This window comes from Pseudomonas californiensis, from assembly GCF_021147775.1.
In the GTDB taxonomy this organism is placed as follows: Bacteria; Pseudomonadota; Gammaproteobacteria; order Pseudomonadales; family Pseudomonadaceae; genus Aquipseudomonas; species Aquipseudomonas californiensis.
Window position 1 is genome coordinate 1 of record NZ_JAGTPK010000033.1, and the last position, 24236, is coordinate 24236.

General features: G+C 56.4%; 35 protein-coding genes and 1 pseudogene. 24 read left to right on the forward strand and 12 right to left on the reverse strand.

Features of this window, described 5'->3' with window-relative positions; all coding sequences use genetic code 11:
- Positions 1-192: 192 nt before the first annotated feature.
- Both KDX37_RS23130 and KDX37_RS23135 read right to left on the reverse strand, forming a co-directional pair.
- Positions 193-1128 (reverse strand): annotated as a pseudogene (locus tag KDX37_RS23130) (integrase domain-containing protein); the annotation flags it as partial.
- A gap of 956 nt (positions 1129-2084) precedes the next feature.
- A complete protein-coding gene (locus KDX37_RS23135) occupies positions 2085-3341 on the reverse strand; it encodes an integrase domain-containing protein (RefSeq protein ID WP_231655343.1) in 1257 nt (418 codons plus the stop codon).
- Between the two features lie 554 nt (positions 3342-3895).
- On the opposite strand from KDX37_RS23135, the gene KDX37_RS23140 reads away from it, so the two are divergent.
- A complete protein-coding gene (locus KDX37_RS23140; protein WP_231655344.1) occupies positions 3896-4534 on the forward strand; it encodes a DUF4760 domain-containing protein in 639 nt (212 codons plus the stop codon).
- Positions 4535-4547: 13 nt separating this feature from the next.
- Here the strand turns inward: KDX37_RS23140 and KDX37_RS23145 are convergent, their stop codons facing one another.
- The 8 genes from KDX37_RS23145 to KDX37_RS23180 form a co-directional block, all read right to left on the reverse strand.
- Complete coding sequence (locus KDX37_RS23145) at positions 4548-5726, reverse strand: site-specific integrase (protein ID WP_231655345.1); 1179 nt, start codon at positions 5724-5726, stop codon at positions 4548-4550.
- 258 nt (positions 5727-5984) lie between these two features.
- Positions 5985-6227: a hypothetical protein gene (locus KDX37_RS23150; RefSeq protein ID WP_231655346.1), complete on the reverse strand. Its 243-nt coding sequence runs from the start codon at positions 6225-6227 to the stop codon at positions 5985-5987.
- The gene (locus KDX37_RS23155; RefSeq protein WP_231655347.1) at positions 6217-6771 is read right to left on the reverse strand and encodes an HNH endonuclease signature motif containing protein; all 555 of its coding nucleotides are present in this window, start codon (positions 6769-6771) and stop codon (positions 6217-6219) included. Before KDX37_RS23155 ends, KDX37_RS23150 begins: the two co-directional genes overlap by 11 nt.
- A 2-nt stretch (positions 6772-6773) precedes the next feature.
- Positions 6774-6959, reverse strand: coding sequence for a hypothetical protein (locus KDX37_RS23160; RefSeq protein ID WP_231655348.1), 186 nt, complete (start codon positions 6957-6959; stop codon positions 6774-6776).
- Positions 6956-7195: an Arc family DNA-binding protein gene (locus KDX37_RS23165; protein ID WP_231655349.1), complete on the reverse strand. Its 240-nt coding sequence runs from the start codon at positions 7193-7195 to the stop codon at positions 6956-6958. The genes KDX37_RS23160 and KDX37_RS23165 overlap by 4 nt, the downstream gene beginning before the upstream one ends.
- Positions 7182-7379 (reverse strand): carbon storage regulator, encoded by a 198-nt coding sequence (locus KDX37_RS23170; protein ID WP_231655350.1) that lies wholly within the window; start codon positions 7377-7379, stop codon positions 7182-7184. The genes KDX37_RS23165 and KDX37_RS23170 overlap by 14 nt, the downstream gene beginning before the upstream one ends.
- Before the next feature lie 76 nt (positions 7380-7455).
- Positions 7456-7836: a LuxR C-terminal-related transcriptional regulator gene (locus KDX37_RS23175; RefSeq protein WP_231655351.1), complete on the reverse strand. Its 381-nt coding sequence runs from the start codon at positions 7834-7836 to the stop codon at positions 7456-7458.
- 85 nt (positions 7837-7921) lie between these two features.
- Entirely contained in the window at positions 7922-8677 is a 756-nt protein-coding gene (locus KDX37_RS23180) for a S24 family peptidase (protein ID WP_231655352.1), read from the reverse strand.
- Between the two features lie 108 nt (positions 8678-8785).
- Here KDX37_RS23180 and KDX37_RS23185 point away from each other — a divergent pair, with 108 nt between their 5' ends.
- The 13 genes from KDX37_RS23185 to KDX37_RS23245 all read left to right on the forward strand — a co-directional run bounded on the left by KDX37_RS23185 (position 8786) and on the right by KDX37_RS23245 (position 16209).
- Positions 8786-9073: a Cro/CI family transcriptional regulator gene (locus KDX37_RS23185; RefSeq protein ID WP_231655353.1), complete on the forward strand. Its 288-nt coding sequence runs from the start codon at positions 8786-8788 to the stop codon at positions 9071-9073.
- A 135-nt stretch (positions 9074-9208) separates the two neighbouring features.
- Positions 9209-9544, forward strand: coding sequence for a hypothetical protein (locus tag KDX37_RS23190; protein ID WP_231655354.1), 336 nt, complete (start codon positions 9209-9211; stop codon positions 9542-9544).
- Entirely contained in the window at positions 9541-9912 is a 372-nt protein-coding gene (locus KDX37_RS23195; protein ID WP_231655355.1) for a hypothetical protein, read from the forward strand. The genes KDX37_RS23190 and KDX37_RS23195 overlap by 4 nt, the downstream gene beginning before the upstream one ends.
- Positions 9909-10154, forward strand: coding sequence for a hypothetical protein (locus KDX37_RS23200; protein ID WP_231655356.1), 246 nt, complete (start codon positions 9909-9911; stop codon positions 10152-10154). The genes KDX37_RS23195 and KDX37_RS23200 overlap by 4 nt, the downstream gene beginning before the upstream one ends.
- Positions 10151-10975 (forward strand): ORF6N domain-containing protein, encoded by an 825-nt coding sequence (locus KDX37_RS23205; RefSeq protein WP_231655357.1) that lies wholly within the window; start codon positions 10151-10153, stop codon positions 10973-10975. Before KDX37_RS23200 ends, KDX37_RS23205 begins: the two co-directional genes overlap by 4 nt.
- Positions 10972-11592 carry a hypothetical protein gene (locus KDX37_RS23210; protein ID WP_231655358.1) on the forward strand — a complete coding sequence of 207 codons (621 nt, stop codon included), beginning with the start codon at positions 10972-10974 and terminating at the stop codon, positions 11590-11592. The genes KDX37_RS23205 and KDX37_RS23210 overlap by 4 nt, the downstream gene beginning before the upstream one ends.
- Entirely contained in the window at positions 11589-12377 is a 789-nt protein-coding gene (locus KDX37_RS23215; protein ID WP_231655359.1) for a hypothetical protein, read from the forward strand. Before KDX37_RS23210 ends, KDX37_RS23215 begins: the two co-directional genes overlap by 4 nt.
- Complete coding sequence (locus tag KDX37_RS23220) at positions 12374-13162, forward strand: ATP-binding protein (protein WP_231655360.1); 789 nt, start codon at positions 12374-12376, stop codon at positions 13160-13162. The genes KDX37_RS23215 and KDX37_RS23220 overlap by 4 nt, the downstream gene beginning before the upstream one ends.
- On the forward strand, positions 13159-14535 hold the full coding sequence (locus KDX37_RS23225) for a replicative DNA helicase (protein ID WP_231655361.1): 1377 nt from the start codon (positions 13159-13161) through the stop codon (positions 14533-14535). The genes KDX37_RS23220 and KDX37_RS23225 overlap by 4 nt, the downstream gene beginning before the upstream one ends.
- Complete coding sequence (locus KDX37_RS23230; RefSeq protein WP_231655362.1) at positions 14532-14819, forward strand: hypothetical protein; 288 nt, start codon at positions 14532-14534, stop codon at positions 14817-14819. The genes KDX37_RS23225 and KDX37_RS23230 overlap by 4 nt, the downstream gene beginning before the upstream one ends.
- On the forward strand, positions 14816-15202 hold the full coding sequence (locus tag KDX37_RS23235) for an antiterminator Q family protein (RefSeq protein WP_231655363.1): 387 nt from the start codon (positions 14816-14818) through the stop codon (positions 15200-15202). Before KDX37_RS23230 ends, KDX37_RS23235 begins: the two co-directional genes overlap by 4 nt.
- A gap of 171 nt (positions 15203-15373) precedes the next feature.
- A complete protein-coding gene (locus KDX37_RS23240; RefSeq protein ID WP_231655364.1) occupies positions 15374-15694 on the forward strand; it encodes a hypothetical protein in 321 nt (106 codons plus the stop codon).
- A 146-nt stretch (positions 15695-15840) separates the two neighbouring features.
- Positions 15841-16209, forward strand: a complete 369-nt coding sequence (locus KDX37_RS23245; protein ID WP_231655365.1) for a hypothetical protein — start codon at positions 15841-15843, stop codon at positions 16207-16209.
- A gap of 186 nt (positions 16210-16395) precedes the next feature.
- Here the strand turns inward: KDX37_RS23245 and KDX37_RS23250 are convergent, their stop codons facing one another.
- A complete protein-coding gene (locus tag KDX37_RS23250) occupies positions 16396-16821 on the reverse strand; it encodes a type II toxin-antitoxin system HicB family antitoxin (RefSeq protein WP_231655366.1) in 426 nt (141 codons plus the stop codon).
- A 51-nt stretch (positions 16822-16872) separates the two neighbouring features.
- Positions 16873-17052, reverse strand: coding sequence for a type II toxin-antitoxin system HicA family toxin (locus tag KDX37_RS23255; protein ID WP_231655367.1), 180 nt, complete (start codon positions 17050-17052; stop codon positions 16873-16875).
- 504 nt (positions 17053-17556) lie between these two features.
- Between KDX37_RS23255 and KDX37_RS23260 the strand changes: the two genes are divergently transcribed.
- The 10 genes from KDX37_RS23260 to KDX37_RS23305 all read left to right on the forward strand — a co-directional run bounded on the left by KDX37_RS23260 (position 17557) and on the right by KDX37_RS23305 (position 24231).
- Positions 17557-17880 carry a phage holin, lambda family gene (locus KDX37_RS23260; protein ID WP_231655368.1) on the forward strand — a complete coding sequence of 108 codons (324 nt, stop codon included), beginning with the start codon at positions 17557-17559 and terminating at the stop codon, positions 17878-17880.
- Complete coding sequence (locus KDX37_RS23265; RefSeq protein WP_231655369.1) at positions 17877-18254, forward strand: hypothetical protein; 378 nt, start codon at positions 17877-17879, stop codon at positions 18252-18254. Before KDX37_RS23260 ends, KDX37_RS23265 begins: the two co-directional genes overlap by 4 nt.
- Positions 18226-18405 carry a hypothetical protein gene (locus KDX37_RS23270; protein ID WP_231655370.1) on the forward strand — a complete coding sequence of 60 codons (180 nt, stop codon included), beginning with the start codon at positions 18226-18228 and terminating at the stop codon, positions 18403-18405. Before KDX37_RS23265 ends, KDX37_RS23270 begins: the two co-directional genes overlap by 29 nt.
- Before the next feature lie 283 nt (positions 18406-18688).
- Positions 18689-18907: a hypothetical protein gene (locus KDX37_RS23275; RefSeq protein WP_231655371.1), complete on the forward strand. Its 219-nt coding sequence runs from the start codon at positions 18689-18691 to the stop codon at positions 18905-18907.
- A gap of 122 nt (positions 18908-19029) precedes the next feature.
- Positions 19030-19245 (forward strand): HNH endonuclease, encoded by a 216-nt coding sequence (locus KDX37_RS23280; RefSeq protein ID WP_231655411.1) that lies wholly within the window; start codon positions 19030-19032, stop codon positions 19243-19245.
- 219 nt (positions 19246-19464) lie between these two features.
- The gene (locus KDX37_RS23285) at positions 19465-20031 is read left to right on the forward strand and encodes an HNH endonuclease (protein WP_231655372.1); all 567 of its coding nucleotides are present in this window, start codon (positions 19465-19467) and stop codon (positions 20029-20031) included.
- A 313-nt stretch (positions 20032-20344) separates the two neighbouring features.
- Positions 20345-20653: a phage terminase small subunit P27 family gene (locus tag KDX37_RS23290; RefSeq protein WP_231655373.1), complete on the forward strand. Its 309-nt coding sequence runs from the start codon at positions 20345-20347 to the stop codon at positions 20651-20653.
- Entirely contained in the window at positions 20613-22349 is a 1737-nt protein-coding gene (locus KDX37_RS23295) for a terminase large subunit (protein WP_231655374.1), read from the forward strand. The genes KDX37_RS23290 and KDX37_RS23295 overlap by 41 nt, the downstream gene beginning before the upstream one ends.
- Entirely contained in the window at positions 22349-23578 is a 1230-nt protein-coding gene (locus KDX37_RS23300) for a phage portal protein (protein WP_231655375.1), read from the forward strand. The genes KDX37_RS23295 and KDX37_RS23300 overlap by 1 nt, the downstream gene beginning before the upstream one ends.
- Positions 23575-24231 carry an HK97 family phage prohead protease gene (locus KDX37_RS23305; protein WP_231655376.1) on the forward strand — a complete coding sequence of 219 codons (657 nt, stop codon included), beginning with the start codon at positions 23575-23577 and terminating at the stop codon, positions 24229-24231. The genes KDX37_RS23300 and KDX37_RS23305 overlap by 4 nt, the downstream gene beginning before the upstream one ends.
- The last annotated feature ends 5 nt before the right edge of the window (positions 24232-24236 follow it).

A 24236-nucleotide genomic window follows, 5' to 3' on the forward strand; every position in this document is an offset into this window, starting at 1 on the left:
GGGTCGCATCATGATCGATGGGCTCCTGAGAGAATCGGGAGCCCAGCATCTGGCATTAGCTTAGTGCTTTGAATGTGGGGTTAATGGAGCGGTTACAATACAACTGAACCACGCAATACAGTTCGGAACGCACAGCTCAATCCAGCAGTAACGAGGTACAATTGGAGTCGCGCTAAAATTGAACGCATACTTATGCCCCAGCTCATAGCTGATTTGTACTCGGGCTTTCTGATCAAGACGTCGGTCGAGTTGATAGCAATGGCCATCGTTGATGGGGGCGGGATGGTGGGTGATTTGCTCATAGCGTTCGCACGCATAGGCTGCCCGCAATTCGTGGAAGCCTTTGAGGTCGTGCTTATAGATGATGTCCCGTGCGGGGCGGACGGTGTCCCGCAGAAAGTCCTGGTAGCTTTCGTTCGGAGCAAGCAGGTTGCGGCTACCGTGGGGCGAGGCCTGTTCGGCAAACCTAAGTGCGCCACGAACATGATCATGTACCGTAATCCATCGAGGTGCCGATGCACCTGAGCGGCCACCTTTGGTGCCATCCTGGATGTTGATTCTGCCAAGTTGCTCTGCTTCACGTTGCAATCGGGACAGGTCGGCCAAAATGGCCTCGCGCATGCGCATGCCGGTGGTTCGCGCTAACTGCACGATGGCTGCGGCGCGCGGCTGCTGATGTTCGCAAAGCACGTCGACGATCCGTTTTACCTGTTCGCGGTCTTGGCCTTGCGAAACCGAGCAACGAACACTGGTGCGCCGCATTCCCAGCGCCTTGCTCGGGCTTGGTACTTTCACATACTGATCACCGCGAAGCGCGGCCATGGTTCGGTTCACGCTGGACAACCGATTTTGCGCGGTGGCGATGGCGAGTTCACCTTGGTCAACTTGGAGGCGCAGATGCCCGGCGTAGTCCAGCAAGGTCTGCCGATCAATCAGCCGGGCATCGTTAAACCCCGGCCCATCCTCCGAGCGACACCACTTCACGAATGCCTGCCAGCGATCACTGTGTGCTTTGACGGTCCCGTAATGCCCACCGCCAAACAGATCTTTCAATGCCTGTGGCCCGGCATAGCTCAACTGCCGACCGTAGCCAAAATTACGTCCATCTCGCCTTCCCACCAGTGCCATGATCGAACGCCTCTCGAAGCCAAAACGTTTAAAACTTTCCCCACGTCATCCCGCCAAGAATGCTGAGTGTTATCAGGGATCAAGGCCCCTGCGACCTGTGGGGAATGTCCTCTACGCGGGACTGGCGGCTCCTTACGTCCGGGAGCAAGGGCATCTCATGATCTGGCCTCCTAAACACCGTTACCGGTGGGCGGGTGGAGGCAGCACTGGCTGACGAGACCAGTGCCGCGAGATCCTGAGCCAGGTGTACGCAGCAATGCGATGACCGGGGCAAGCCTGACTGTCAGTCAGGTGCAGTCCATTCCTTGGTCTGCGGCACCATCATCTACAGCGCTGTTGCTGGTGACATCGGCGTTTGTCACGCCGACTGTCACGAGAGAAGTTGCCGCAAAGCCAAGTGCGATGAGGGCTGCAGCAGTGTTTGAAGCGCCCGTCTCTTTCCGGGAGAAAGAGACGGGCGCAGGTTGGCGCAAGATTCGGCCAAGCGGATAGGTTGCTGCAGGGCAGCGAAGTAGGAAGTGTCGTCTGGCGCACGAGGGCCATGATCTGAAGTAGGCATCCATCACCGGGGAGGTGACCGGGCGAGCTGCCGGACGCGAATCGCCTTTTGGGGGGAACCACCGCGAGAGCGGCGTGACCTTCAAGGTTCGGGCCACCTGGGTTGCTGTCATCGACAGCTCTTGCACGGCCAGTTTTACGCCTGTGGATAAACCCGGTCAAGGTTCGAAATTCAACGCCACTTTTGACTTGAAGAACGGTTATCCACCGGTGGAATTCCGTGGTAAATCCTGGACAACGTGGTCGCTTTGAGCTCTTCAAAGTAAGGTCCTTCCAAACAGGGCGGCTTTGCAGCCCTGTTTGGAAGGACCCGTGCTGAGAAGCGGATAAGCGAGGCTGTTTGCCCCGAATCTTGAGCGCTCAGTTGCTGTCGCCGCCGTTATTGCGCCTGTACAGCACTAGCGGATCGGCACCACGTTCTTGTCTCTGACTTGGCCGTATGCAGAGGCGAGCAGGCTGCCGGTCGCGGCTTTCTGGATGTGCTCACTCCACCAAGCCATCATCGGACGCCGACGTTCAATGTAGTCAGCTCGGTTGTAAGCGCTTCGGACTTCGTCCTTGTCGACATGCGCCAGCGCGACTTCGATGAGCTCCGGATCCCACCCGTGCTCGTTCAGGATGGTACTGGCCATGGAGCGCATGCCGTGGCTGACCAAGCGGTCCTGGAAGCCCATGCGTTTCAACGCCATGTTGGCGGTCTGACTGTTGGCGTGGGTGCGCGGGTTTCTATCTGCCGGGAACACGTATTCCCTGTGGCCACTGTGGGGCTTGAGCGCCTCCAGTAAGGCGAGTGCCTGTTCGGTCAGCGGGATGGTGTGCGGACGACGCTTCTTCATGCGCTCCGGCGGGATGGTCCAGATGCGTTTGTCGAAGTCGATGTCTGCCCATCGAGTGGTAGCCGCTTCGGCAGGGCGGGTCATGGTGTGCAGTTGCCATTCGATCAGGCAGCGGGTGATCCGCTTGATGCTGGCGTTCGCGATTTCGATCATGAGCTCGGAAAGCTCATCGGGTCGTAGCGCGGCCATGTTCTGTTTCTTGGGCTTCTTGAATACCGCTCGAATACCACTGAGAGGGTTAGCGAAAATCAGCCCGGAGTTCACCCCGTAAGTCATGATCTCGTTGAGCCGTTGGCTCAACCGCTTCACTGTCTCGAGACTGCCTTTGGCCTCAATCGGGCGAAGCAGTTCGATGACCAACGGTGCGGTAATTTTCGAGAGCGGCGTTGTTTTCAGGTCTGGGAATACGTGCAGCGTGAGCGATCGCCAAATGTCCTCTGCGTACGCCGGCGTGACGGAGTCCTTCTTCAGCTCGAACCAAGCGGTGGCCACGTTCTCGAACGTGTGTTCCGTCTCCGCTCGTTTGGCTTCGTCCTGTGCATTGCGTTGCACCTTGGGGTCAATGCCTTGTGCCAGCAGCTCGCGCGCTTCAACCACTTTTTTCCTGGCGTTCGCTAATGAGAGCTCTGGGTACGTGCCCAGCCCCATATTGATACGGTTTTTGGTTACCTGCTCGCGGTAGTTGAAGTTCCACAGCATCGAGCCATTGCTCCTGACTCGGAGCTGAAGGCCGTCACCATCGCTAAGGACGTAATCCTTGTCTTTTGCCTTGACTGCCTTGAGCTGGCGGTCGGAGAGGCGAAGGGCTGGAGCAGGCATGAGAGCTTCCTCTGACACCGTTTTGGTATTCCAAAAAATAGCACCGGATGGCTTGGAATACCATTTGGAATACCCAAACGGCTGGAACTCAGAAAACCTCTACAGAGCCAAATAGCGCTTAAACCCTTGATTTTGCTGAATTTCAGGCACAAAAAAAGACGTCCGTGGACGTCTTTAGATGATGAAGTGGTGGAGCCGGGGGGATTTGAACCCGCAGCCAAGGCCCTGTTTGCGCGGCTTGCAGGCTACAAGCTGGCATAAAGCTGTCATTCTAAGGGCTATGGCTGTGTCATAGCATAGGAACGGGACGGACGGAGCTTGACCTCTCAGACCTCTTTCGGTACGTTGACATTGCTGAAAACTGGGCGTATTGCGCCGGTAACAGCAACAAGCTAGCCAGGTAGCCCACAAATTGCCTAGTCTAGCTATATGATGTCAGGAGCAATGGAGGGGAGTCTATGAATCGTATCTACCGTGAAGAAGATTGGATCTAAGCTTCAATACCATCAGAACGCCTCCAATTATGGGGGCGTTTTTTATTAAAGGGAATTATCGTGCCGCGCGCCTACAAACCAATATTTTGGCTTTCAGTAATTGCAGTGATTTTATTTTTAATAATTAAGGCTAACTTTACTTTTGTTCAGATGTTTCACTTTGTTAAGCGTAACCCAACATTAATATTTCTGACCGTCACCTCGTGTTTAGCGTATTTAAGTTGGGGTTCGCAGCGTCACTTGACGCGAGCAAAGCATACCATGGACTTTCAGGTCTCGTTTAGCGACTCTGAAACCATGAAGCGAGCGTCCAAGACCTTCCATTTAAAGCTTTGCAAAATGAATACTGCTGAGATTCTTGCATTGGCTAATACTAGGTGTCCCAAAAAAGAGCATGATAGGGTTACCGAAATCTTGAATGCATGGGAGAGAGTTGCAGTTGCGCTTAAGCATGACGTTTACGATGAAGAGATGCTTTACGATATTTACGGTACTTTTTTGCTGCGGCTTTGCTTCACCCTCGGCCCGTTCATAAAACAGCGTCAATCAAAGAACCACAGAGTGTTCGTCAATTTGAGCTGGCTGTATCTACGTTGGAAGATTCGCCGCGAAAAGGAAGTGAATGGCCCCAATGGCGAAGCCATTAAGAAACTCGAGAAAGAACTTGAGGAGGCGGATAAACTTGTGAGCGTAGTTTAGCGTAGTAACTAAGTTAGTTTTGGTTGATCTCCTTTTTCACTTTTGGTTCGATTCCCCATAGATCTTCGGCTTTGCTGCCAGCACGCTCGTCCGCGGAAGGCATCCACTTCCCGTAGACGCGTGCAATCATCGTCCAGTCGCCGTGCCCCATCTGCTGCGCCACCCACATCGGGTGCTCGCCAGCAGATAACATCATTGAGGCGTATGTATGTCGGGTCTGATAAGGGCGGCGGTACCGAACGCCTGCCTTTTTCATGGCCGGCACCCACATTGTCTTCCTGATCGGCCCATCCCCTGCCCAGCGCAGCAGCGTTCGCGGGTTCTGGAATACCTCGGCATCAGCCAAAAAGGTGTGCACCTTCTGAGCTCTCAAAGCTTCCATCGCCGGTCTGAGCAGCTTCACCGCGCGCCGTCCTGATGCTGTCTTGGTGACCTCGGCCGCACCCTTGCCGGCCTGAGTCATGGCCCGACTTACCATCACTTCTTCACGCAACCAATCAATATCCCCCCACTCTAGTGCCACCAGTTCGCTGGTCCGAAGCCCAGTCCACAACGCGAATTGCACCAGGTTGCGCGCCTGCCCGTTCAGTGCCGCCAAGATGGCCTGCTGCTCCTCAGGGCTGAAAGGGTCCACATCATCTTCCTTGGGTGGCGCTTCCTTCCTCGAGTACGTCCAGCCGGCCAGCGGGTTGGTGCTGATCAACTCCTCCTCAGCGGCATCGCTCAGCGCAGAGCGCAGGCAGCTCTGGATGTTGCTTAGTGTCTTGTTGCTGATCTCCAGCTTGGCCAGCCAATCCTTCACGTCCTTGCGTTTCAGATCGACCATCATGTGCTCGCCCAGAGCCGGCACCAGGCGCAGCTCCACGATCTTGCGATAGCCGTCAAACGTGCTGCTCGATACGTGCCGCTTCTTGCCGTCGAGCCAGCGAGTCAGAAATCCCGCAACCGTCTCCCTGTTCGCTTCGGGTGCAAACTTCGCGGCCCTGGGCGAGCCGGGAAACGTCACTGAGTAGTCGAACGCGCCGATCGATATCGCATGCTCGATCGCTGCCTTGTGCTGCTCTGCCTTCTTCAGATTAGTGGGGGAGGGCTTGAGCGTGATGCGCTCGCGGCACCGGACGCCCCGATACATGAACGTGATTTCGATGCTCGTATCGGAGACCGCCCGAACTCCCCGCCCGTCTCTACCCATGACTCGTACCCTTCCATGTCGATTAGCGTCCGGCCGTCCGGAGCCCTGTACCAGATTTCGCCAAGCCGCCAAATTCCATCACGGATTTTCGAGCGGATAGCGTCCTCGCTGTAGCCAGACTCGCTGGCGAATTTCCTGATGGTCATGTAGCGCATTAGTCGTTACTCCTGACTCGTCAGGTTCTGATTGATCGCTGAAGCTGGCCAGCCATTCGCCTGCGCCACGATTTGAACGCTCGGTATTTTGTGGCGCGCACGTTCAAGCCCGGTTCGCTGTAGGCAATGCCGGTTTTGATTCGATGAACACGCTGCTCTCAACCTGGCCACCGACGTGGCGGATGTAATCAATTTCAACCCGGGCGGTGTCAACGATGACCTTGGCCACGTTGCTCACGGCATCGGCCTTGCGCACGGCCATATCCAGTTTTTCGCCGTCCGCATCAGCCAGATTTTCCAGGGCGACGAATAAGTGGTCGCGCAGATCGGATAGTTTATTTTTCATTGCCACGCTTCCTTTTGATGGTTTTTTTGATTTCGTTCTGCAGGTGCAGGATGTCGACGAGCTCTTCCGGCAAATCCTTGTAGTGCTTGTTGCGCCGGAGTTGGTTTTCCGCGAACGTGCGTAAGCAGAGGTTGGCCAAGTCCGTGTTTCTGACGTTCCCATCCTTCGCTGCGACGATCATTCCTTCTGGTATCGGGCCATTGGCCTGCTCCCACACATGCGTATGTAGGGGCTTCCAAACGTCCGGCTGAGCAACTTTTATCAGGATGTAGCGGCCTTTTCGGTGCGTTGACCCAACTGGCCGAGGCTGCTGACCTGGAGGTACGCCACGCACCTCGCATGCTGCTAAGAAGCTGCGGCGCGAGGCCGCGCTACGATGCTCATGCGTTTTCCTGATCCCCATGCCCACGGCCCGCTGGCAAATCGCATCCACCGAGCGCCCCGGCAAGATGCTGGTCATGAAGTCGTTTCCCTTGTCGGCGTAGAACTGCTTCACCAGCGCATCTTCGGCTGTGGTCCAGCGGTTACAGGTCCGACCGGTCATCGCTATACCTCCAGGCTGCGGGATAGATCAAACGATGCGCTGAAGTGGTCAGTCAGTACTCGACGCCCGTCGATACCGCACTGGGCAGCCAGATCGATGACTTGCCCGAATGTCGTGTCACGGTGCTGGAGCAACTGCCAGAGCTGTATCAGGCGCTGGCCCACGGGGCCGTTACGGTGGCGACTCATGACTGCGGCTCCTGGGCAGCCTTCGGAGCTTCGTGCGCAGCGGCCTTGGCCAGCGCATCAAGCAATAGCTCTTGCCGCTCCTGGCCGTGCAGGTAGAGGCGAAGGGCGCGGAGCACGACGGTATTCATGCTGGTGTCGCTTTGTGCCGCAGCGCGTTCTACCTCGCTTCGCATGTCGCCCGGGAAACGCACAACGAATTTGTCTGCGCCGCGGCTACCGCCTTCATACCGTTGCATGACGATCACTCCCGGTGCGAGGGCTGGCCAACTTGGCAGCGTGGATCTCGGAACGGTCGACAGCCAGTTCGGCTGGAGCATCAATGCCCAGCCGGATCTGGCCGTCACGGCCGCTGATCACGGTAATTTTGATGTTGTCGCCGATGATGATCGACTCGCCGAAGCGACGGGATAGACAGAGCATGATGCAACTCCTTTTGGTTTCTACAGGCAAGCCGATAGCCCGCCGCGTTGATGGCTTTCGCAAAAATGTGTTTGGTTTATGCGGCCAGCGAGGTTTCCATGCGCTTGGCTGCAATTCTGGTTTCGATTTTCGATTCACTTCCGCCGCTGCGGCGGACCTTGGTCATAGGATCTTCGGCGAGAGCACCGTGGGCGGCTAGTACGAGCGCAAGCGCTGCGGCAGGGGAGATCAGACCGCGGCGAAATGCTTCCGCCACCAAGGCAGGGCGCTTGTATACCCCGAGCTTGTGCATACACGATTCAATGCGACCTTTGACCGAGCGCGGTGAAAGACCGTCATGCTTGGCGATCTCCTTGTCTGTATGACCTGCAGCTACGGCAAGCAGGCACGAAAGCTCGCGCTCGGCAAGACCAAGGCCAAGTTTTCCTTTCCATGCGCCATTGCTGATGTATTGCATGAGATGCCACCCGTGACCAAAGTTGTTGTCTGGTGGCTATAGTGCTGGCGGGATTTATCTGTGTCAATCCCTGCGGGATTATATTTTACAGGCCTGGTATTTTTGCCTCGATGACCCGGCCGATTATCTCCCAGTCGCCGTCAACCTCGATCGGCTTGAAAGCGGCGTTCAGGGGCATCAGGTATGCGGAGCCGGCATCGTTAATATATTGCTTGAAAGTCGTTTCTCCATCGCGATGACGAGCAACGTAAAATTTCCCGCTCAAAAGATCGAAGCCTTCTGGCTGCACCAGTATTTTCGTGCCTTCAGGGAAACTGGGTACGGTCTGGGAAGTCATGGAAGGCCCGCGAACGTCCAGCCAGTAGCCATGCTCGCCTGCATTTTCAGTAGACGGCAAATATTCTTCGGCACTGCCTGGGATAAATGAGTCTGGAGATTCTGCCCGGCTTCCAGCCGCAATCCAGCTGATCAGCGGATAACGTCTTGCAGCCCTTCGTGGCTGGACGATCATATCCAAGTTGGCCCGCTCTGAGCGCTCACCTTTGTGCTTTTCGGCCAATCCAGATCCGGATACAGCAGTCGTCATCATTGTGATCAGCTTTGCAATTCTCGGGCTGAAGTCTTCAACAGGCACCTGCAGGAGCTGCGCTACCTGGACCGCAAACGGCGTGTTTAAGCCATTGCGGCCATTTAGATAGTGGCTGAAAGACCCTTGGTTCATGCCTAGAGCCGCCGCCGCCTTCTCTTGGGTCAAACCCAATTCTTTGCGCTTTGCCATGAAGATCGCTTTCAGCGCAGCGCATTCCCGCTGCGCCACGTCACTGAGTTCTTTCTTTTTCATTCGTGCACCTTATGGCTCGCGGCACTGAAATTCAAATGCCGCTAGCATTGACTTTAAAAAATCCCGCAAGCACTATTTAAAAAGAAAAGAAAATCTGGAGTTATCACAGTGGAGCGAATTCCTCTTGCTGAATACGCAGCCAAGCGACACGCCGGTACGGCGGAGAAGCTAGGCATGAGCCAAGGCTCATTGAGTAAAGCGATCAGGGAAGGTCGGTCGATTTTTGTAACTGTGTCCTGCGATGGAAAACTGTCGGCTGTCGAGGAAAAACCATTCCCTGGTCAGCGCCGGAAAGCAGATCCAGGCCAGTGCGCAAAGAATAATCCCTCAGGGTCTGAATCGTCATGTTCAAAAGTACCTGTGAATTTATCCAGTACACCTCAGGCCAATTCATGAAGACCTGCCAAACCCATTTTTTGCTGTCCGGCTAACCCAAACGCCAGGCACAAAAAAGCCCGACCTAAGTCGAGCTTCTAGTCGGCACCCGCGCCAACGGGTGTCTCGGTATCACTTTGCTTCGAGAAAACCAAAATGAAATCAGAAAATACCACCAGCTCAACCACAGCGCAAGTAACCCTGCTCACCAAAGGCGTTGAATTTGGCGAAACGCCAATTGCAAACCAAGGCGAATACCTCTTTCAGACAGTGCCTTCTATGCAGGTGGAGGATGCGTTACAGAAAGCCCGGACGCTGTCGTTGGGTCTTTCCCAGATATGCGAGGACATGCGTGAGTCGATCAATTACGGGAATCTGGTTCACTGCGATGGCATGGCGGTGCTCGGATTTGTAGCCGAGGCGATCCATGCGCTTGTCTGCTCGACCCAGGATGGCATCACCGTCCCAGATCAACAGGGGGCACGCCAATGAACATTCCATCTCTGCATGATCTGATTATCGATGTTGAGGCCCAATTTCCAGCTGAGTCGTCTGGGCTCAAGTTAAGTGACCACCAAGTAATGCAGCTCAAGCGCGTCGAGCAAGCATCTGGTGAAAGTGCCAATGTTCTGATTACAGGCATTGAGTCGATTGGGGCAATGATGGGGCTGGCTGAGGGAGGCGAAATGCCCACTGAGTGCGTGGTGGGTATTGGCTGGCTTCTCAAAGAGCTGGCAAGTCTCACCCGCAGGCTTCAAGAAGAGCGCATCGTCGCAGTCCATAAGCTGGACAACATGAGCTGCGCGCCACAAAACAAGACCTCTGCAAATCGTGGCGCGAGTGCGGGTGGTGGTCAATGATCAATCCAGAACGGTACTCCCACGTTGCCAAGCGGATCGCCGAATGTTTGGACACCATTGGAACTCTTTCTGACGTTCTGATGGAAAACACAGTTGCGCGCGAGGGCAGCGACGAGGGCCAGAGTGATGAGCCGCTGGACTCCCGATGCGAGGCCGGCGTGCAGGCCGCCATACGCCTTCTTGCGATGCATGCCTATACCGACCTTCAGTCGATGGCCCAAGGCTTGGGGGTGCCAGAATGAACCTGATCACCATCAACAGCACTTCAATGCCCATTGTTGAGTATCGCGGCCAGCGTGTTGTCACGCTCGCGATGATCGATCAGGTGCATGAGCGGCCAGAGGGAACTGCCCGTCGCAACTTCAACGAGCATCGTTCGCGCTTCGTTGAGGGCGTGCATTGCTTCGAGGTGACCGCGAACGAAATTCGTACACAGTCGCTGGGGCGAGCTTTTGCGGCAAGGACTGCCAAGGGGGTGCTGCTTACCGAGCGCGGCTACATGATGTTGACCAAGCCATTCAACGACGACTTGGCTTGGGATGTTCAATCGCGTCTTGTCGATGAGTATTTCAGACCGCCTGCGGCACCGGCACTCCCCCAGGATCTTCCCGCAGCTCTGCGACTTGCCGCGGACCTGGCAGAAGAGAAAGCCGTGCTGGCAATCGAAAACCAGCAGCAGGCCAAGAAGATCGAGGCACTCGAAAACCTTTTCATGCCCGGCGAGACACCCACCCAGTTCGCCAAACGCCTCAATGGCGTGAATAGCCAGCAGATCAATGCCGTGCTGCTGGAATTGCGGTGGATCTACAACGCAGAGAGAGACCCGGAGCACTCACCGAAGTACCGGGTGTACAGCATCGCCCGTTCGAAACAGTGGCTTACCGAAAAGCCGATCACCGTCGGTGGCGAGGGCATCAAGTCCTTCATCCGCTATGCACCTGTGATGATGCAGGAGGGAGCGAAAAAACTCTTCGACCTGTACATGGCTGAAAAGCTGCCCATGAAGCAGACCTGGGACGGTCAATTTTTCTACAACAAATTCACGCCGGAGACCGCCCAGTGAAGAATATAGATCTTGAAATTTCACGGAAAATCGCTGGCATTGCGCGCAAGCCCAATTTGCCACCGCGCGCGATGTTCATCCTGATTCAGCGCTGCATCCGGATCAGCCTGCGTCATCGCGATCAGATTCGTGAAGAGCGCCGAGTGTTCCGGCGCGAGGCTGGGAAGCTGAAAGCGTATCTGCCGTTCACCCAGCGTCAGATGGACAGACTTATAGAGAAGTCACGATCGCATCGTCATGAGGAGCTGAAGGTCATCAAGCAAGGCCTCGGCGGCTTTGGCTATAACCTGATCAAGGATACGGATCGAGTTCTTGAAACGGTCGGTTTTGACGGTATGTGCGATCTGTTGAGCATCAACCCAGTTCATCGCCTGCATGCGAGGCTTAGTGCAGAGAAAAGCCTTGCCGGACTGATTTATGTGGAGCGCCTTGAAAACAGTGCGAGCCCCAAATCGGAGGAATGGGGGAGCGGCGGACCGTTATTCGAGGCTTGCTTCGAAGCGATGATGAATTGGATTCGAACCGCCCCCGAAGACGACCTGCCAGACCTTTTCGGTCCAAGCTCGCCGTTCTCCAGAGTCCAGAAAGAGCAACGGACGCCGGAGACCCTGCAATGAGCATCATTCGCGCCCCTCGGCCAGAGGGGAATTTCTATCTGTTGAGCAAGAGCATCAGTGAAGACCGGCGCTTGAGCTGGGCAGCGCGTGGCGTCCTAGTTTTCCTGCTCGGCAAGCCTGATCACTGGAAGGTCTCGCCCGCTCACTTGCGTGGAGAAACAGCGGGTTCGGCAAAACCCACAGGCCGTGACGGCATCTACGGCCTGTTGGACGAACTCATCAACGCCGGATATGTGCGTCGTGAACAACCTCGTTTCGAATCTGGAGTACTGGGCGAAGTCACCTATTTTGTGTCCGAGTCACCGCTTCCGGATTTACCGTATCCGGCTGAGCCGCTTCCGGCTGGACCGCATACGGCAAATCCGACACTAGTAAGTATTGAAGGTAAGCAAGTACTGAAAACACCAGTAAGTACTGATAACCCTTCGGGTGTTGGAAAGGTGAAGAATCCAAAGTTCGACCCTGCATCGGTGAAGCCTGCCAATGCATCAGAAAGAGCCTGGACTGACTTCTGCGATATGCGGAAAACCAAACGGGCACCACTGACGCTTCGTGCTTGCGAAATGATCGCCGCCAAGCTGGCAAACCATGCCGACCCAGACGCGGTGCTGGACAAGTCCACGGCCAGCAGTTGGAGCGACGTTTACCCAGAATCTGTTCTGCCAGGCTCCAGCGCCAAGAACGGGAAGCCATCCCGTCACACCCAGCTCGATCAGATTGACCACACCGATGGCCTGGAGCTGGACGCCAACGGCGACTACCGGATTGCTGGAGGTGGTCAATGAGCCTGCGCCTGCCTCACACGGTCGACACGCGCCTCGGCGTTTGCTCGATACACGGCCAATACATCAACGCGCTGGTCGATCAGTTCGGTGCAGACCCGATCTGGTACGGCTGCCCACGCTGCGAGTTCGATAACCGCCACTCGGCTGACATCAGCATCCGCGCTGGCGGCACACTGGTCCACACCGAACGTTTGCTGAACGCGCGCCTGCTCGATGCATGTATTCCTGTCCGCTTCCAGCAGGCCACGCTTGAAAGCTGGAGCGCAGGTGATGACAACGCTAAGGCCAAAGCCTGGAACATGGCTACGGGCTTCGTGGAGGCCTTCGCCGAAAACTATCAGGTTGGTCGTTGCGTCATGCTGCTGGGGCAGGTTGGCACCGGCAAGACTCATCTTGCCACTGCCATGCTGCAGCAGGTCATCCGCTACTTCGGTACCCAAGGAGTGACCGGCCTGTACACCACGGCCAGCGCAATCATCCGCTCGGTCAAGAGCACGTTCGGTAACCCTGCCAAAACTGAGTCGCAGGTCTACGCCGATCTGATCACCCCGCATCTGCTGGTGGTCGACGAGGTGGGCCTGCAGAACGGCACCGACTTCGAGCGCGCAACACTTTTCGAGGTCATCAATGGTCGCTACGAGCAGCTCAAGCCGACGATCGTCGTCAGCAATTTGAGCGTTGCCGACTTGAAGCTGAGCATGGGTGACCGTGCCGTCGACCGCCTGCGCGACCGTGGCGGCCTGGTCTGTGTGTTCCGCTGGCCGTCGGCGCGAGGTGCAGCATGAGGGATCTATACAGCCTGGAGGCAGAACACGGCCTGCTGGGTGCGCTGCTGTTGGACGCTTCCCTGTTCGACGCTATCACCGCCCGGATCACGACGGCTGACTTCGCCTACGACGACAACGCCGCGCTGTATCAAGCAATTATCGACACGCAAGCCGCCGGCCAAATGATCGATGTGGTGACTGTGGGCGTCGAGCACCCGGAGCTGCCCAGTGGCGAGCGAACTCTGGCCTACGCGTCAGAAATCGCCAAGAACACGCCGAGCACCGCGAACTGGGCCGGGTATCAGCGCATCGTGCTTGAGCGCTCGGCGCTGCGCCGTGTCGTGGAAGCGGCAGACGTGATCAAGGATTCTGCCAGTGACAACCGGCCGGTGTCCGAGATCATCGCTATGGCCCAGCAAGCGACGGCGGATCTGCGTGACCTGGGCGCACCCGACCGGAAGGATTATTACAAGTACAGCGAAGTGCTGCCCGACGTAGTTGATGGCATCGACAAGCGTTTCAATGGAGAGAAGCAGCTCGGGTACTCAAGCGGACTCAAGCATCTGGACGAGCTGATTCGCGGCCTGCGCAACAAGAACATGATCGTTATAGCCGGCCTGCCGGGCTCGGGCAAAACAACGCTGGGCGTTCAGATCGCTCAACAAATCGCATGTGTCGACAAGGGCGTCGGCCTCATCGTCTCGATGGAAATGACTCGGCAGGAACTGGTCACTCGTGGCTTGGCGTCAGTCGGCGGTGTGAGTCTGACCCGTCTCGATGAGGGGCACACGCTTCAGGATGAAGACTGGCCGCGTCTTACCAGTGCCGTAAACGTGTTGGCCAACTCCAAGTTGTTCGTCTGTGACGAGGAAGGCATGACCGCCGCCCGCATCCGTTCGACAGCCAGGCAAGTGCAGCGCAAGGAAGGGCTCAGCATCGTGGTGGTGGATTACATCGGCCTGATCGCCGCCGAGGGTGCCGGACAGAACCGAACGTTGGAGCTGGGCAAGATTTCCACAGCACTCAAGAACATGGCCAAGGAATTGGACGTGCCTGTGATCGTGTTGGCTCAGCTCAATCGTGGATCGACTAACCGTACGGACAAGAAACCACGCCCCAGCGACCTGCGCGAATCGGGCCAGATCGAGGCCGACGCCGACGTGGTGATCCTCGTTCACCTGGATGCGGACAGCGAGGAAGGCCAGAACGGTGTGGTTGAGTTGATCGTGGGCAAGTGCCGCCACGCCAAGACCGGTAGCTGTCTCGTTCAGCAGCAGGGGCAATACGTCCGCTTTGTGGACTTTGCCGGGAATACATATGCAACAGACGAAGAGGTCGAAATGGGCCGCAACTCATTCGCCAGTCGCTTCAATCGGGGTAGCCAAGTATGAACACCACCACCACAGCGGCGCTGCCGCGCAAGAGTCTGACAGCCGTCGAGTGCAAGTTTCTGAAGCTGGGCAACCGTCAGCTGCTCGAAGCCAATAACGGCCGTATGGCCTCTGCCGCCCTGATGGACATTGTCGCTGACTGGCACGCATCCAGATCGAGCGCAGGGTTCGAAGCGTTCGCCAGAGCGTGGGTCATCGAGGGCAACGCCAGGAGCGTCATCGCCACCAGACTGCTGATGGAACTCTTCGGCATGAATGAACCAGATCCGAGGAAAGCAGCATGAAAAAGCGTACATACGTCGACAAGCCCTTGGGCGATACCGAATACCTGCTGGAAAACTGGGGCTCCTGGCGGATGTCTGGAATGGGCGTGCCGCGATATGTTTCCCCGCTGGCGGCGCTGATGAACCAGTGCTGCCCAGAGGCCAGTCCAATGAGCTACGTGATTACCGATGAGACAGCCATGCTGGTGGATGTCACCATCGCAAGGCTGATCGCGCGCAACCAGCAAATGGGCGATTTCATCTGGTGGTACTTTGGGTCCAAGTGGACGATGGTCCGGATTGCTGAGACTCACAAGATGTCGGAGCGATCTGCGCGCGAAATAATCCGGCAAGGCGTCGCATGGATTGACGGTGCTTTGGGAGATATTTCCGAGGCTGCGTAAAAAGTTCTTTCAGGCCTGATAAACACCTGTTTTCATGGCACCGTGTTTAGCTTTTCAAGCGCGACACCCGACCAGACAAAAGAGAAGCCCGGCCATTGAGCTGGGCTTTTTTATGTCCATTCCTGCTCGACTCAAGCATTCTATTGGCTCGGGATATTCTGAGGAGGTGGCATGTCTAGTTTGCATATTTCAAAGCTTCATGTTGATGATTTGGCTGAGCCTTGGGCGAGCTATGGAAAGAGGTACGACCTAAAAGATGGCTTTGTATGGGTCGTCTTCCATGGCGATCGAATACATGGCGTATTTCCCTCGGAAGAGTTGGCGAAAGGTTTTCTGCACCATCTTCAGCATCATTTAGATAACGGGGACGTCCCGCCACACCAGACGAAGGAACAGGCTCAATCGATAGCCGTCGATCGCAAGAAGCAGGCTGAGAAGGCCGCTCGGAAAAGCCAAAGTAATACTCCCTCGGATTCATCGCCGAATCCTTGATTGTACATTCGGAAGCCCAGCCACCGAGCTGGGCTTTTTGTTTCTGTGTAGGTGACGCTCGGCGGTGCGCTATCCCCGAGTCCCTTTGAGGAAAGCGGCGAAACTGGTATGGTTTGCGCCGTCAAAATCAAACCTTAGAGGGATCTATGCAGTCGTTTTTTGCCAAGACATTTGGAGGTCTAGACGCCAGCTACTACGGTCGCCATTTTGTGTTCGGAGTGCTGATTTCCGCCTTCATGCTGTGGACCGTTTCGAAGAGGCCACTTGGGCTGTATGAGTATCCTGGCGATATCGCGCTGGTGGTGGTTAACACCCTGCTGTACCCATATGCCCGCTTTGTTTACGAGAGCGTGGTCGAGTTCATCATGGGCCGAAACGTGTTCTTCATGAACGCTTTTCTGATGCTTGGAATTAAGGTCATGACAATGACCATGTGCTGGGTAACGTCGATCATCATCGCGCCGATCGGCCTTGCTTATTTGTACTGGCATCACAGCCGGTCAACTGCTCGGTAACTGAATCACTGCTGATGAGCCCAGCCCAGCGCTGGGCTTTTCATTCAGCCGCAATAGCTCCGCAGGCCGGAGCGTCCGCCTTGTAAGCGGAGGGTGCAAGGTTTGAAGCGGCACCATCGGCTTGCCGCGACGCGCTCGGATGTACGGGGATTCTGAATCCCCGTACATTATTCGGCCAAAAAAAAATTAGGCGGCCTCTACCGAAACAGCCAGACGCTTGCCCAAGGCACTCAAAGCCGCCTCGATCTGTTCCATCTTGGACGTGTGCAGGAAGTCGACCAACCGATCACCTTGCACCTGGTGCACACCCAGGAGGCGGCGCAAGTCAGCCTTGCGCATATCTCGTTCCATCATGGTGTTCCATAGCACGATCTTCGCCACGGTCACAGCGGGCAGATACACGACCCGCTCGCCATCCAGAGGTGGTGTGGCTTCAGGGATTGCCCGACGCTCATCCACATAGATCGACAGCGTTGTCTCAATAGCGTCGACGGCTTCACGCATCGCATGCTCGACGTCATCGCCATAGCTGTTCAGCTGCGGGAGATCTCGGCAGAAGACGGCTAGCCCCGAGTCACTGTCTTGCTCGAACCGGATTGCATAGTTGTACATGGTCACTCCTTGGAGATGATCTTCCAGCATTCAGATGTGGTGAAGGGGCTCTCAGAGCCCCAGTTGTTTAATGATCGCTTTGCGGGTCGGTTCTGGCATTTCCTTACTACCGTGATCCGCGAAAGTGCTCCTGTTTCCGTTTGGGGCGGTGACTTTGAAGTGGCTTCCTTTGCCTGCTTCGAAGGTCACCCCTTGGGCCTTCAACCATCTTCTGAACTCGCTGAACTTCATCACCTCGCCTCGTTGTTTGGATGAGTCCAGCATACAACATTTTTGTTATAATACAACACTTTTGTTTTGTTTCGATTTTGCTGAAGACCATAGTCAGGATGGACCTTAGGGTGAGCCTGAACGCGGTATTACCGGTCGTCACGCGTTACGAAAGAACACCGGCAGCCAGTGTGCCCCCGCTCCGTTACTCACTGGGGCAGCACTGGCGGGCAGCGTGGGAAGACACGCATTTTATGCAGATGACATGCGCAGGCCGCTGCGCTAAGTCGGTAGTGGCGTTGATCAAAGCCGTGCGCTCCCTGATTGACTACGCGATGAGAGGCTGGGGTAAGTGACCCGGCGATCCAGCCCATTAAGCCGGAATAAGCACCGGCCCTCTGCACCCATTTCGAGCCTCGGCATTTGCCGGGGCTTTTTCGTTTTCGGCTCTACCACACCCATTGCTCCAAGCTGGGAGTGCTGTGTGGGCCGATCTAATTCACTCCCAGAAAGGGAGGACACCGGATGCCGAACATGCCTGAAAAGCCAGATACATGGGCTGCGCTCTGGGTCGCTCTTTCGAATCCACTTTGGCAGGGCGCGATTATGGCGGTCCTCATCTCGTTCCTTCGTGTGTTGTACGACGCGAAAGAGACCAGCAAGAGCCGGATCATTCTTGAAGCCCTGATCTGCGGCGCGCTCAGCCTCGTTGCTTCAAGCGTGATTGAGTGGATGGAATGGCCACCGAGTCTGTCAGTGGCAGCCGGCGGCAGTATTGGATTCCTCGGTGTGACCGCGATTCGCGAGATGGTTACCCGGTTCATTGGCAGGAAGGCGGACTCACTATGAAGGCGTTCGCTGTTGCATTCATCGTTGGTCTGGTTGCGGTACTGCTGATCGGCTTTCAGCAGTACCGATATGTTGGCCTGCAAGGTGATCTGACCCTGGAGACCAAGAGCAAGGCAGACGCCATCGCTGCCAACACAGAGAGCCAGGCGACCATCACCACACTGCAAGCCGAAGCAAAGCGCAACGCCGCATATACAGCGGACCTGGCCAAGCGCATCAAGGTAAGTGAAGACAAAGCCAAACAGGCGAGGAAAGACTTTGAAACTCTCAAACGAAACAGCAAGCCTGTTCGCGATTGGGCTGCTCAGCCTTTGCCTGACGGCCTGCGCGGCAAAGCCGCCGGTAGTGACAAAGGTCAGCGCTCTCAGAATTGAAGCGCCAGAGCTTGTGCCTTGTGAACGGGTTGAGGATGAAGATCTTGCCGACAACGGGCAGCTCTGGGAGCTGAAGAATCAGGCCATCAAGCTGCTCGATACGTGTGCAGATCAGGTGGACGCTCAGATCGTCCGTAGCCAGAGCAGGTAAACCTGCTCCATAAAATGTTCAACTTGGGTAAGCGGCGTTGAAGACAGCGCATTCACAGTCAGCTTCTAGCCGGATCTTGAAGTCGCCATGTTTGTTTAAAGGATAGGGCCGCTTTGTATCTAAGACGAGATATCTGAGAACTGACGTGTTCTTTTTAATGAATCCTAAAACCCTAAATCGCATAAATATTCCACTTTTTTCTGACTGTCCGTATTGGCAGTCCACTGGGAGTTAAGCACAGAACCCAGAACACGGACTTTTGAAATCCTACGCGTGGTGCCTTATGAGAAATACTGATCAGTCACGCCTGTCCTACCTACTGTCCTCGCGTCCGTTAATCCTGAAGCAGAACGGCCTGCACGTTTGCCTGCACGATGCATTCAGTGGCGAGATTCTTGGCGGCCAGCTTCGTGTCGAGCTGATTCAAGAGCCCGACTCACTCGCCGTCTTGAGAGTTGAATTTGCAGTAGACGGCCAGATGGTTCGTCTTGAGGGCAAGTGATGGCCGCGGACAAAAGGACATTCAGTTCGAAGTCCAAGTATTACGACGGCACCAAGCGCATTACCGGCAGAGCGCTACAGAAGCGCCGACTAAGCGTCTGGACGAAAGACCCATGCTGCGCGATGTGCCGAAGGCTGACTGCCTTCCCGTCGGGCTTCGAGCTGGACCACAAGGTGCCACTGTTTAAGGACGGTGAAGACACCGAGGCGAATTGCCAAATCCTGTGTGTCAGCCCAGACGGAAAGATCCCCGGCTGTCACGAACGCAAGACCGCCACCGACCTTGGGTATCGCCTCAAGATCCAAATCGGCCCAGACGGCTACCCCGTAGAGAACTGAAAGACCAGACAGGTAATAGGAGCAGCCATGACCGGCGTATTCGACAGATGCGCCGGGTGCGGCGTTGCTATGAAACACCAGGATGGACGAGGCAGGGCAACCAAGTACTGCGGCGACATCTGCCGCATTGCTGGTGATAGCCAGAATCGAGCATCCCGAACTTACGCAGAGTGTTCGGTGCATGGGTGTTGCAAGCCAGCCACACGGATAGCTTCTGTCATGTGCGAGGCGCATTATTACCGACAGCGCCGCACAGGTATGACCTCGCTGCGGACAGTGACACTATCGAACACGGTCAAGCCGACAGCCGAGCTTCGCGTGATCCCAGAGACGTTGGAGCACAGTCACGGCTACTTGCTGAACTACGCACCAGACCACCCGCTTTCGAGAGGAAATCATCCTCGGGTCTATCAGCACCGCGTTGTGTACTACGAGCATCACGGTGCCGGTCCCTTCGACTGCCATTGGTGCCAGCGCCCAGTGACTTGGGAAACCATGCATGTCGACCATGTAGATGACGACAAGCAGAACAATGACATCTCCAACCTGGTTGCGAGCTGCCCGTCCTGTAATCAGGCGAGAGGGCGCTGGAAGATCAGGCTGTACCATCGCCGACAGACAGGCATCAAGATCGGTGACCGCACTCACACCATCAACGAATGGGCTGCGATTGCCGGGATTAGCCGTAACGCTATCCGGCTTCGGCTGGACAAGGGATGGCCTGCTGAGCGTGCCGTGTTCGAGCCAAGAGGCAAGTTCGGGCCACGTTCAAAGATGCGGGCATGAATGCGAGATATTCCCATCCGGGCCGCACCATTTCGGGGCGTTGGAAAATACGGGGAGGGCGGGTCAAGAGTTCAGAGCTCTCGATGCCGGAAATCGACTCCCGCCCTTTTCTTGCGCGACCGCGAAATGAATAGTTTTTTTTCGGAATGAAATCATGGCAGGACGACGACCCACTCCCACGACGCTGAAGCTCGTAAAAGGGAACCCGGGGAAGCGCGCCCTCAATAAAAAAGAGCCCAAGCCAGCACGGTCTATCCCGAGTCCACCAGATCACCTGACTGACGACGGCAAAGTTGCCTGGGGTCGGCTCACCGTGTTGCTGGATCGCATGGGCGTGCTGACTGAGGCCGATGCATTCGCCCTGGAGCGGCTATGCGACTGCTACGCCGACATCCTCGAACTGCGAGAACTCGTCGAGCAGGATGGCCGGACCTATGAAACGACCAGCACCCAGGGTGGAACGGTCATCAAGGCCAACCCCGCTGTATCCATGCTTGCCGACGCTGATCGACGCTTCAAGGGCTACCTGGTCGAGTTCGGCTTGACCCCGGCCGCCCGCTCTAAGGTTCAAATAAAAGACGATGACCCAGAAGAAGACCAGTTCGCGGAGTTCTTCGGTTGAGGACCGAGCAACCCAATACGCGACCGAGGTCAACAGCGGCTCCAGAATCGCTGGCCCGGACATCCGAAACGCATGCGCGCGCCACCTCAAGGATCTAAAAGACGGAAAAAAACGTGGACTGGTCTGGGATGTTGCGGCCGCCACGAAGGCGATCCGGTATTACCGGACGGTTTTAAAGCTCAACGGCGGTGACTACGAAGGCAAGCCCTTCGATCTGCTCCCCTGGCAGTGCTTTATCGTTGGCAGCCTGTTCGGCTGGAAATCAGCGGATGGCTATCGACGGTTCCGGGTCGCTTACGTCGAGACCGGCAAGGGCTCGGGCAAGTCGCCGCTGGCGGCAGGTGTAGCGCTGTTCGGCCTGGTTGCCGACGGCGAGGCTCGCGCCGAAATCTACGCGGCGGCGACCAAGAAAGACCAGGCCATGATCCTGTTCCGCGATGCGGTGGCCATGGTCCAGCAGTCGCCGGAGCTTTCCAAGCGGCTGACCACCAGCGGCACCGGGCAGAACATTTGGAACCTCGCCTACCTGAAGACCGGCTCTTTTTTCCGCCCGATCAGTTCGGACGATGGGCAGTCCGGCCCGCGCCCGCACATGGCGCTGATCGACGAGGTTCACGAACACAGAAACAACACAGTCGTGGAGATGATGCGCGCCGGTACCAAGAGCCGGAAGCAAGCGATGATCTTCATGATCACCAACAGCGGATCCAACAAGCTTGGACCGTGCTGGAGCTACCACGAATACGGCTCCCGGGTTTCCGCTGGCGAGCTGACTGATGATGCGTTTTTCTCGTTCATCTGTTCACTGGATGAAGGTGATGACCCAATTCAGGACGAAGGCTGCTGGTTCAAATCCAATCCTTCACTGCAGGATGCCGATCTGCCCGGGATCAAGTACTTGCGAGAGCAGGTAACCGAGGCTCGCGGCATGCCCAGCAAAGAAGCAATGGTTCGTCGGCTGAATTTCTGCCAGTGGACCGGCGCCGAGTCTCCCTGGATCAGTACAGACATCTGGAAAGGTGCTGCTCGGGACTTTGACTGGAATGATTTGCGGGGCAGGAGAGCGTACGCAGGGCTTGATTTGGCCAGTACGCAGGACCTCACCGGCCTTGTATTTCTTGTTGAGCCAAGAACCCACGGTGAACCCTGGTTGCTGGTGCCGTTTGCATGGCTCCCTGAAGAAGGCTTGGCTCGCAAGGCCGAGCAAGACCGGGTGCCTTACATCGAATGGGTGGCGCGTGGCGTGCTTGAGACGACGCCAGGCAGGGCCATTAGCAAAAGGATCATCCTTCAGCGGCTTTCCAAGCTGTGCAGCTTCTTCGAGGTTATCGCGGTCGCCTATGACCGCTGGCGCATTGAAGACCTCATCGCCATGGCGAATGACGACGGCATAACTCTGCCGCCGATGATGCCTTTTGGTCAGGGTTACAAAGAAATGAGCCCGGCCGTTGAGCGGTTCGAAGAAATGCTGCTCAACGATGCTCTGGTTCACCCGAATAACCCCGTCATGAACTGGTGCGCGAACAACGCCGTGACCACTTCGGACGACGCAGAAAACCGGAAGCCTTCGAAAGAGAAGGCCATCGGCAGGATCGACCTCATCGTCGCCGCAATCATGGCCGTGGGCATCGCAGCGAAAGAAGCTGACGCCGCTCCAGACGTAAACGACTTTTTAGACAATATGGTGATCGCCTAATGGCAGACCTCAACGATTCTGGCTTCTGGCAGCGGTTCTGGAGCCGCTTCAGCGGCAGAACGCGCCTCGATGATGGCGAGCGGGCCGAGCCTTTCGAATCACACACCACTCCATCGGGTTCGGTGGTGGGCGCTGACTCATCGCTGAAGCTGTCGGCGGTGTGGGCGTGCGTGCGACTCCGGGCGCAGACGGTCGCTTCATTGCCGCTGCATCTGCGCGCCGAAGACAAATCGCACGCCAAAGAGCACCCGCTGTACCGGTTGCTGCACTCTTCACCGAATGCCGACATGACTGCGAGTGAGTTCTGGGAGTCGCAGCTGGCATCACTGGACCTCTGGGGCAATTCGTTTTCCCATATCGTCTGGATCGGCCGGCGCGTTACGGCACTGATACCTCTCAACCCTGAAAAGATGAGCGTTCGCCGCATCAGCAGCGGCAAGCTGGTTTACGAATACACCAAGGGCGGAAACGTCAAAGAATACGCCGAGGACGAAATTCTCCACCTGAAGGGATTCACCCTGGATGGTTTGATGGGGTTGTCTCCGATCCAGTTCGCTGCCGAAACACTGGGCGGCTTGATGGATGCGAACAAGGCCGCCACTCGCGAGTTTCAGAACGGTTTGAAAGTTGGCGGATTCCTGAAAACTGGAGCCGCGACGCTGGCCCAAGACCAGCGGGATCGACTGCGAGCAGGGTTGTCCACGTTTGGCCTGCCGGAGAACGCAGGCAAATGGATGGTTCTCGAAGCGGGCATGGAACCGGCATCCGCCCAGGGCATTCGCATAAACCCTATTGACGCCCAGCTTCTGGAGTCTCGATATTTTGGCATTGAGGAAATCTGCCGAGCGTTCGGCGTGCCTCCTCAACTTGTCGGCCACACCAACAAAGCGTCCAGCTGGGCTTCCAGCTTGGAGCAAACAAACATGGGGTTCTTGACCTATTCGCTCCGGCCGACGCTGGTGCGGATCGAGCAGGCCATCACCAAAAAGCTGCTGCTTCCCGAGGAGCGCGGCCTCTACCGGCCGAAATTCGCGGTCGAGGGCCTGCTCCGGGCTGATTCTGCAGCTCGATCCGACTTCTACTCCCAGATGCTGCAAAACGGGGTTATGAGCCGTAATGAGGTTCGTGCGCTTGAGGATTTCCCGCCAGTTGAAGGCGCAGATGCACTCACCGCGCAGCTGAACCTGACCACTATCGAAAAGATCGGGGCTCCCGAGGATCCGAAATGACTCATAAGACCCTGGATTTACATTTTGAAATTAAGGCTGTCAGCGATGACGGCCTTTTTTCTGGCTACGGATCGGTATTCGGCAACGTAGATGGCGGTGGCGACATCGTTCACGCGGGCGCTTTCACCAAATCCATCAAGGAATGGGAAGGCCGCAAGCGGATGCCGCCGGTTCTGTGGAATCACGACCGGAACGAGCCAATCGGCGTCTACACCGCCCTGCGGGAGGATGAAAAAGGCCTCTACGTTGAGGGCAAGCTGCTGGTTGAGGAGGTGCAGCGGGCTCGCGAGATCCACGCCCTGATGAAGGCTGGGGCGCTTGACGGCATGTCCATCGGCTATGGCGTTCGCGGCGCTGACCGGGATCGCGCGACCGGCATTCGAAACCTCAAGGATCTGCGGCTTTTCGAAGTCAGCATCGTGACGTTCCCAATGAACGAAGCGGCAACGATCGATGCCGTGAAATCTGCACTGGAGGAGGGCGCGCTGCCCACTCTCCCAGAATTTGAAAAGTTCCTGCGCGAGGCAGGCTTTTCGAAGACCCAGGCGGCTGCCGTCGCAAGTGGTGGCCTAGTCAAGTTGCTCCGGAGTGAGTCCGGCGACACCGAAGCGAAAACGCTAAGCGATGCGCTGGCGATTCTGAAATCAAATTAAGGATT

Excerpts from the sequence above, each read along its gene's own strand:
- KDX37_RS23300 (WP_231655375.1), top strand. The coding sequence starts at position 22,349 with ATGGCAGACCTCAACGATTCTGGCTTCTGGCAGCGGTTCTGGAGCCGC.
- KDX37_RS23255 (WP_231655367.1), bottom strand. The coding sequence starts at position 17,052 with ATGAAGTTCAGCGAGTTCAGAAGATGGTTGAAGGCCCAAGGGGTGACC.
- KDX37_RS23285 (WP_231655372.1), top strand. The coding sequence starts at position 19,465 with ATGTGCGAGGCGCATTATTACCGACAGCGCCGCACAGGTATGACCTCG.
- KDX37_RS23240 (WP_231655364.1), top strand. The coding sequence starts at position 15,374 with ATGTCTAGTTTGCATATTTCAAAGCTTCATGTTGATGATTTGGCTGAG.
- KDX37_RS23275 (WP_231655371.1), top strand. The coding sequence starts at position 18,689 with ATGAGAAATACTGATCAGTCACGCCTGTCCTACCTACTGTCCTCGCGT.
- KDX37_RS23260 (WP_231655368.1), top strand. The coding sequence starts at position 17,557 with ATGCCGAACATGCCTGAAAAGCCAGATACATGGGCTGCGCTCTGGGTC.
- KDX37_RS23145 (WP_231655345.1), bottom strand. The coding sequence starts at position 5,726 with ATGGGTAGAGACGGGCGGGGAGTTCGGGCGGTCTCCGATACGAGCATC.
- KDX37_RS23230 (WP_231655362.1), top strand. The coding sequence starts at position 14,532 with ATGAACACCACCACCACAGCGGCGCTGCCGCGCAAGAGTCTGACAGCC.
- KDX37_RS23295 (WP_231655374.1), top strand. The coding sequence starts at position 20,613 with ATGACCCAGAAGAAGACCAGTTCGCGGAGTTCTTCGGTTGAGGACCGA.
- KDX37_RS23215 (WP_231655359.1), top strand. The coding sequence starts at position 11,589 with ATGAGCATCATTCGCGCCCCTCGGCCAGAGGGGAATTTCTATCTGTTG.
- KDX37_RS23170 (WP_231655350.1), bottom strand. The coding sequence starts at position 7,379 with ATGCTCTGTCTATCCCGTCGCTTCGGCGAGTCGATCATCATCGGCGAC.
- KDX37_RS23195 (WP_231655355.1), top strand. The coding sequence starts at position 9,541 with ATGAACATTCCATCTCTGCATGATCTGATTATCGATGTTGAGGCCCAA.
- KDX37_RS23225 (WP_231655361.1), top strand. The coding sequence starts at position 13,159 with ATGAGGGATCTATACAGCCTGGAGGCAGAACACGGCCTGCTGGGTGCG.
- KDX37_RS23205 (WP_231655357.1), top strand. The coding sequence starts at position 10,151 with ATGAACCTGATCACCATCAACAGCACTTCAATGCCCATTGTTGAGTAT.
- KDX37_RS23200 (WP_231655356.1), top strand. The coding sequence starts at position 9,909 with ATGATCAATCCAGAACGGTACTCCCACGTTGCCAAGCGGATCGCCGAA.
- KDX37_RS23220 (WP_231655360.1), top strand. The coding sequence starts at position 12,374 with ATGAGCCTGCGCCTGCCTCACACGGTCGACACGCGCCTCGGCGTTTGC.
- KDX37_RS23190 (WP_231655354.1), top strand. The coding sequence starts at position 9,209 with ATGAAATCAGAAAATACCACCAGCTCAACCACAGCGCAAGTAACCCTG.
- KDX37_RS23135 (WP_231655343.1), bottom strand. The coding sequence starts at position 3,341 with ATGCCTGCTCCAGCCCTTCGCCTCTCCGACCGCCAGCTCAAGGCAGTC.
- KDX37_RS23160 (WP_231655348.1), bottom strand. The coding sequence starts at position 6,959 with ATGAGTCGCCACCGTAACGGCCCCGTGGGCCAGCGCCTGATACAGCTC.
- KDX37_RS23245 (WP_231655365.1), top strand. The coding sequence starts at position 15,841 with ATGCAGTCGTTTTTTGCCAAGACATTTGGAGGTCTAGACGCCAGCTAC.
- KDX37_RS23175 (WP_231655351.1), bottom strand. The coding sequence starts at position 7,836 with ATGCAATACATCAGCAATGGCGCATGGAAAGGAAAACTTGGCCTTGGT.
- KDX37_RS23150 (WP_231655346.1), bottom strand. The coding sequence starts at position 6,227 with ATGAAAAATAAACTATCCGATCTGCGCGACCACTTATTCGTCGCCCTG.
- KDX37_RS23265 (WP_231655369.1), top strand. The coding sequence starts at position 17,877 with ATGAAGGCGTTCGCTGTTGCATTCATCGTTGGTCTGGTTGCGGTACTG.
- KDX37_RS23250 (WP_231655366.1), bottom strand. The coding sequence starts at position 16,821 with ATGTACAACTATGCAATCCGGTTCGAGCAAGACAGTGACTCGGGGCTA.
- KDX37_RS23165 (WP_231655349.1), bottom strand. The coding sequence starts at position 7,195 with ATGCAACGGTATGAAGGCGGTAGCCGCGGCGCAGACAAATTCGTTGTG.
- KDX37_RS23155 (WP_231655347.1), bottom strand. The coding sequence starts at position 6,771 with ATGACCGGTCGGACCTGTAACCGCTGGACCACAGCCGAAGATGCGCTG.
- KDX37_RS23305 (WP_231655376.1), top strand. The coding sequence starts at position 23,575 with ATGACTCATAAGACCCTGGATTTACATTTTGAAATTAAGGCTGTCAGC.
- KDX37_RS23235 (WP_231655363.1), top strand. The coding sequence starts at position 14,816 with ATGAAAAAGCGTACATACGTCGACAAGCCCTTGGGCGATACCGAATAC.
- KDX37_RS23180 (WP_231655352.1), bottom strand. The coding sequence starts at position 8,677 with ATGAAAAAGAAAGAACTCAGTGACGTGGCGCAGCGGGAATGCGCTGCG.
- KDX37_RS23280 (WP_231655411.1), top strand. The coding sequence starts at position 19,030 with ATGTGCCGAAGGCTGACTGCCTTCCCGTCGGGCTTCGAGCTGGACCAC.